Source organism: uncultured Dialister sp. (genome assembly GCF_937959425.1).
In the GTDB taxonomy this organism is placed as follows: Bacteria; Bacillota; Negativicutes; order Veillonellales; family Dialisteraceae; genus Dialister.
The window spans coordinates 1-6,898 of the sequence record NZ_CALGPS010000123.1; the positions used below are offsets into that span (position 1 = coordinate 1).

Here is a 6,898-nt window from a genome sequence, read left to right on the forward strand (position 1 = left end):
GTGGGGGGACCACGGAGTGGTGGAAGGGGGCCGCGCCAGCGGCATATAATCCTTATTGCTGCGCCAGCGGCTATCCACAACCCTCAGCGGCACAGCCGCTGTCGCCCCCCTGAGCGCCGGCGAACATAACCCTTCTACACAACCTGCGGCGAAGCCGCGCCCCTTTTTATACTGCGGCGGAGCCGCCACCACAACCCTCGGGGCCGATAGGCTGCGTCAAACTTAAGAACCTTTTCCTTTTGCGGGCCCTACGGGCCCGCCCCCCTTTGGTGGCTGACGCCACCACCTTCCCCCCGCAAGCGGTGGGACAATAAAATGGGGGGGAATGAACCTTTCCCCTGCCCCCTGAAACACCACCCTTCTACACAACCCGCGGGTCCATAGGTCTCGTCCCCCCCATTTTTTACCTTCTCTTTACAAACTAGATAAAAACTATACTTTCTTCTCCCATTGTTTTTTACATCCCTGCTTTAGACTAAAAACATCGAAAGAAAAAATAACTTCATTCGTTTCAAGGGAGGATTAATAATGAATCTTAAAAAGTGGATGGCTCTGGCTCTTTCTTCTGCAGCATTGGTGGCAGCAGCAGGCTGCGGCGGCAATTCCGCTCCCGCAAAGAGCGCAGCTGCTTCCGGAAGCAAGGTATCCGGACAGGTAACCGTTTCCGGTTCATCCGCACTGCTTCCGCTGGCTAAGGATGCAGCCGCTAAATTCAAGACAAAGAACCCTGATGTTTCCATCACATTGAATGCAGGCGGTTCCGGCACCGGCCTGAAGCAGGTAGCTGAAGGCTCCGTAAACATCGGCAACTCCGATGTACCGGCTGAGAAGAAGCTCCCCGCCGATAAAGCAAAGGGACTGGTGGACCACAAGGTCTGCACCATGACCGTAGCCACCATTGTCAATAAGGACATTGCAGACAAGGTCAAGAGCCTTACTTCCCAGCAGCTGCAGGATGTATTCACTGCCAAGGTAACGAACTGGAAGGATGTAGGCGGCCCGGATGAACCGATCGTTCTTGTCACCAGACCTACCACCTCCGGCACCCGTGCCCTCTTCACCGAACTGGCACTGGCAGGACAGGAAGAAGCGTCCAACAAGTCCCTTGAAACCGACGACAGCGGCACACTGATTCAGAGTGTTGCCCAGACGAAAGGCGCTATCGGCTACGTGGCACTTCCTTACCTGGTCAACAATAAGGATGTGGCGGCCATTGCCATCGACGGCGTAGAACCGAGCCTGGAAAACACCTACAACGGTAAGTACAAAGTTTGGGGTTATGAACACATGTATACCAAGGGGGAACCCACCGGCGCTGTAAAAGCTTATCTCGACTACGTCCTCTCCGATGAATACGGCGTAGAAATCGAAAAACAGGGCTACGGCGTATCTTCCAAGATGAAGACAAAATAATCTTTGACGAATATATAAAAAGCGTAAATCAGAAATAGCTGCGGGAAAAGCGGCCGCATAAAAATGCGGCTGCCTTTCCCGTCTTTAAAAAGGAGAACCATTCATGGACGGAAATATGCGGCAGCAGCATATGTTCAGACGAGAAATTCTGGGGAAGAGCGTATCTACCATATGCGGCTTTTTCCTCATCATATTGACAGTTGCCATCGGCTGCTTCCTATTGGCCAAGGGCATGCTCACCTTTACTGATTTTCACCACAGCATAGGGGAATTTCTTTTTTCCTCAGCCTGGAAGCCATCGGACACCGATGTGGGAGGCGGAAAGGTGGGGGCGGCCATTTTCATCTGGGGTTCCATCCTCACCTGTTCTCTGGCACTCCTCATTGCCATTCCCTTCAGCCTTTCCACCGCTGTATTCATGACACAGATTTCCCCGAAGCTTGGTGAAAAGGTCATCCGTCCGGCAGTTGAAATCTTTGTAGGCATTCCATCCGTTGTTTACGGCTGGGTAGGCCTGGTGGTACTGGTGCCCTTTCTACAGAAACTGTTCAAACTGCCCCATGGACAGTCGGTGCTGGCGGCAGCCATTGTTCTTTCCGTCATGATTTACCCTACCATTACCTCCGTTTCCGCCGATGCTATCCGCAGCGTGAACAGGAAGTACATCGAAGGGGCCTACGGTTTGGGTTCCACCCGCTGGCAGATGATTTACAAAGTGCTCCTGCCTGCAGCCCTTCCAGGCATTCTCACCGCCATCGTACTGGGGCTGGCCCGCGCCTTTGGCGAAGCCCTGGCAGTATCCATGGTGATAGGCAAGATGAAATCCTTCCCTCACAGCATTCTGGATCCCACCAACAGCCTCACCGCTGCCATTGCTTCCGATATGGGCGGCGCCATGGACGGCGGCGAACTGAATGCGGCCCTCTGGACCATGGCCCTCCTGCTTTTTATTATTTCCCTTCTTTTCATTCTGGTTATTCATCTGATCGCAGCAAGAAAGGAGTCCATGGCATGAGTACACAGCCTGCATCACCGGTGAACGGAAACATGTCTGACCTCCGTCTCATTGACAGCGGACTCAAAAGAGCCCGCTTTGCTGATAAAACAGCTACCTTTTTCTTCTATCTGATTTCCGCAGCCTTCGTACTGCTTCTCATCGCCTTCACCCTTTATGTGGTGTGGGGCGGTATCAAAGCCATGAAACCGGAAATCTTTTCCTTTGGCCCCAATGGCATTGGAAACCAGTTTTTCAATACGGTGTACCTGGTGGTCCTTTCCCTTTTGATTTCCGTTCCCATCGGTGTCATGGCCGGGGTGTACATGGCTGAGTATGCAGCTCCCGGCAAAGTGACTAATACCCTCCGTATCGCCATTGAAACCCTGTCCTCCCTGCCTTCCATCGTAGTCGGCCTCTTTGGCTACCTGGTGTTCATCATCATGGTACACAGCCAGTGGAACCTTTTCTCCGGCGCCCTGGCAGTGTCCGTGCTGTCCCTTCCGCTCATTACATCCACTACCTATGATGCCTTCAAGGCCCTGCCGGAAGGGTACAAGGAAGGGAGCCTGGCATTGGGGGCCACCCATTTTGAAACCATCTGGCATGTTATGCTTCCTGCCACCGTAGGCCCCATCGTCACCGGTGTCATCCTGGCAGCAGGGCGAGGCTTCGGTGAAGCGGCCGCCCTTCTTTATACCGCCGGCATGAGTACCGACATCAACTGGAATGTATGGGACATTACATCCCCTGCCTGTCCGCTGAATCCGTTCCGCCCCGGTGAGACCCTGTCCCTCCAGGTATGGGCGGCCCGCACCGAAGGCCTTGGCGCCGGTGCCATGGACACAGCGGCCGCTGCTTCGGCAGTTCTTATGATTATGGTTTTAGTATTCAGTATCGGAGCCAGAATGGTGAGCCGGTATATTTCCAAGAAAACAGAAGGAGAGAATGCATAATGATTAACAATACTTCCATGGCTGTACCGGCTTCTGCAGGCGCTTCCGCCATTTCCGTCTATTCCAATATTATTTTCGACTGCAAGGGCCTTGACCTGTACTACGGCGCTTTCCAGGCACTGAAGAAAATCAATATGCGTATCGAAAAGAACCAGATTACTGCTCTCATCGGACCTTCCGGCTGCGGCAAATCCACATTCCTGCGTACACTGAACCGCATGAATGACCTGGTTTCCGGCTGCCGGGTGGAAGGGCAGGTACTTCTTTCCGGTGTTGATATTTACAGGGAAATCGACCCCATCGTCCTGCGCCGCCATGTGGGCATGGTTTTCCAGCAGCCAAACCCTTTTCCAAAGAGCATTTATGACAACGTGGCCTACGGTCCCCGACTGAAAGGGATTACAAAGAAAAGCGACCTGGATGACATTGTGGAAAACAGCCTTCGCCAGGCAGCCATCTGGGATGAACTGAAGGATCGTCTCCACAAATCCGCCCTTGGCCTTTCCGGCGGCCAGCAGCAGCGTCTCTGCATTGCCAGGGCCCTGGCAGTAGAACCGGAAGTGCTCCTCATGGACGAGGCCACCTCTGCCCTTGACCCCATTTCCACCGCCCACATTGAAGATCTGGCAGTGAAGCTGAAGGGAAACTACACCGTAGTCATGGTTACCCATAACATGCAGCAGGCCCAGCGCATTGCCGACAAGACTGCCTTCTTCTATCTTGGTGAAATGGTGGAATACGGTGATACAGAGCAGATTTTCGAAAATCCGAAGGAAGAAAAAACCATCCGCTACGTTTCCGGCAATTTTGGCTGATGTGGTAAAATAAATATGTGAAATCTATGAAATGGGTATGCCCATTTCACAGTCTTTTGAAAATACAACCGGCACAGTGCCTCCTCCCCAGACCGCTCTGCCGGCTTTGACTGTTTTTTAAGGAGACTTGATATGCCGCTGATTTACTGTGTGGAAGATGATGAAAGTATTCGTGAACTGGTCAGCTATGCCCTCCGTGGGCAGGGCTACAAAGTAGGGGGCTTCGGCGAAGCGGCCGAGCTTTATGAAGCGCTGCAGAAAAATGTGCCGGACCTCCTTCTTCTGGATATCATGCTTCCAGGGGAGGACGGACTCACCATTCTGAAAAAAATCCGGGCTTCCTCCAAGCTGCAGAACATTCCGGTCATTATGATGACCGCCAAAACCAGCGAATTTGACATCGTGAAGGGCCTTGACCTGGGCGCCGATGATTACGTCACCAAGCCCTTCGGTATTATGGAGCTTCTTTCCCGCATTCGCTCCGTCCTTCGCCGCACCCGAAAGCCTGAAGAAAAAGGATCGAAAAAACTTTCCTTCGAAGGCATTGTGGTGGACCAGGAACAGCACAGCGTTACCTCCGGCGGCAGGGAAGTACAGCTCACATTAAAGGAATTTGACTTATTGTGCTATTTGTTATTAAATAAGGGCATCGTTCTTTCCAGAGACCAGATCATGCAGGCCGTCTGGGACTCTCCCTTTGAAATGGAAAGCAGGACCATTGATATGCACATCATGAGTCTTCGACAGAAACTGGGGAGTGAAGGAGCCTGCATACGAACTGTCCGCGGGGTGGGATACCGCCTGGGCGACAGAAAATCATAAACAGGAGAATCATGTATGAAAGTCCGCATCTATAGAAGCCTTCTTCTTATGGGCATTGTGTCCGTTATTACTACCTTTATCCTTTCCGCCATCCTTTATTACCAGGGCATGCAGGAGCAGTTCAGCCATGAGCTGCAGCACCTGAACAGCGTCATGGCAGGCGCCGTATCCTCTGATGACGAAGAAGCGGGGAAAGCCTATCTGTCCCGTGTATATAAGGACAACGGCAAAACCATCCACATCGTATGGCTTGACCGGGACGGCAGCGTCATTTACGACAGCGACAACAAGGATGAAGACTACGCCTCCGGGCCGGAAGTGAAAGAGGCCATGGAAAAGGGCAAAGGCGATGCGGTTCATAAAGATGCCAATGACAACCCCAAGAGCTACTATGCCCAGAAAGCGCCGGACGGCACCATCCTCCGCCTTTCCAGCGTCCGTACCGTTTCCTACAAAGGATTTTCCGCCTACCTGCCGGAAATCATCCTCTTTCTTCTTGTATTTATCGTAGGCTGCCTCTTTGCGGCGGAAAGGGAAACGGATAAAATCCTGAAACCCTTCCACCTTCTTGGCGACCTGGTGCAGAAGATTATGGAAGGACAGAAGGTGGACGACGTGCCATCAGACTACAAGGAATTGAACCCCCTTATCCGCAAGGTGGAAGAACAGCATGATGAAATCCAGAATTACCTGGACGACATTGAAGAAGAAAGAAATACCATCCGCACCGTGGTGGATACCATTTCCGACGGCATTATCCTTCTGAACGAGCACAAGGAAATTGTGGACTACAACAGAAAAATCGAAGACATCTTCCATCCGGCGGAGGACAAGAGATATCGCCGCATTGCCAGCCTCTACCACAACGAGGACTGGCTCCGGGTCATCGGCAAGGCCTACCGCACCGAAGGACGGCAGGAATACACCATGAACCTCTTTGATAAACCTTACCGCATGGTGATGAACAAAATCGAACTTTCCGACGGGGAGACCGGTCTTCTTATCGTCCTTCGCGATATGACCGCCTCCTACATGGCGGAAAAGATGAGACGGGAATTTTCCGCCAATGTATCCCATGAACTGAAGACGCCCCTTACATCCATCAGCGGATTTGCAGAAATGATTGCCAACGGCATGTACCAGAAACCGGATGACGTCAAACTCTTCGGCAGCCGCATTGTCAATGAATCCCAGCGTATGCTCACCCTCATCGACACTATCATGCACCTGTCCCGCATTGAGGAAACAGAAACCACCATCACATGGAAAACGGTCTCCATGGACAGCCTTGTCCGCTACGCCGCCGATCTCATTGAGCCCCAGGCCAAAGCCAAGGATGTCACCATTTCCGTGGAAGCAGAGCCCCTCTATACCTACGGCAACGCAGCCCTTCTTTCCGAACTGGTGATGAACCTTCTGGACAATGCGGTGAAATACAACAAAGAAGGCGGCAGCGTCCATGCTGCCCTGAAACCGGAAGGAGAGGACAAACTGTCCCTCACTATCACTGACAACGGCATCGGCATTCCCAAGGAAAAGCAGGACCGGGTATTTGAACGGTTCTACCGTGCCGAAGAAAGCAGAAACAAATCCACCGGCGGCAGCGGCCTGGGCCTGGCCATCTGCAAGCACATTGTAGAAAAACACAAAGGCACCCTCTCTATGACCAGCGAAGAAGGAAAAGGCACCACCTTCACCGTCATCCTGCCCCGCATGAGCGACGCCGACGTTTCCAGAGAAACCACGGAAGAACTCACCGCCCGCAAAGAAGCGGAAGATGCGGAATCCGGCCGCCTGGCCCAGCAGGAAGCCGCCGAAGACAAGGCGGCGGAAATGGAAGAAAAGAGTGAAAAGGGAAGCCAGGAAGAAAAAAGACTGCATAAAGCCAAGAAAATGAA

Annotated in this window: 6 protein-coding genes; all 6 read left to right on the forward strand. The window is 52.6% G+C overall.

Annotated features, from left to right (window positions below; genetic code table 11):
- Window positions 1–528: 528 nt before the first annotated feature.
- A complete protein-coding gene (locus tag Q0482_RS05470) occupies window positions 529–1,413 on the forward strand; it encodes a phosphate ABC transporter substrate-binding protein (protein WP_299144374.1) in 885 nt (294 codons plus the stop codon).
- A 103-nt stretch (window positions 1,414–1,516) separates the two neighbouring features.
- Window positions 1,517–2,428 (forward strand): phosphate ABC transporter permease subunit PstC, encoded by a 912-nt coding sequence (gene pstC, locus Q0482_RS05475; protein WP_299144377.1) that lies wholly within the window; start codon window positions 1,517–1,519, stop codon window positions 2,426–2,428.
- Window positions 2,425–3,363: a phosphate ABC transporter permease PstA gene (gene pstA / locus Q0482_RS05480; RefSeq protein ID WP_299144380.1), complete on the forward strand. Its 939-nt coding sequence runs from the start codon at window positions 2,425–2,427 to the stop codon at window positions 3,361–3,363. Before pstC ends, pstA begins: the two co-directional genes overlap by 4 nt.
- 17 nt (window positions 3,364–3,380) lie before the next feature.
- Window positions 3,381–4,178: a phosphate ABC transporter ATP-binding protein PstB gene (gene pstB / locus Q0482_RS05485; RefSeq protein ID WP_299144389.1), complete on the forward strand. Its 798-nt coding sequence runs from the start codon at window positions 3,381–3,383 to the stop codon at window positions 4,176–4,178.
- Between the two features lie 132 nt (window positions 4,179–4,310).
- Window positions 4,311–5,000, forward strand: a complete 690-nt coding sequence (locus Q0482_RS05490) for a response regulator transcription factor (protein ID WP_299144383.1) — start codon at window positions 4,311–4,313, stop codon at window positions 4,998–5,000.
- A 15-nt stretch (window positions 5,001–5,015) separates the two neighbouring features.
- Window positions 5,016–6,898 (forward strand): ATP-binding protein (locus tag Q0482_RS05495; RefSeq protein ID WP_299144386.1); only part of this gene is annotated, 1,883 nt, incomplete at its 3' end.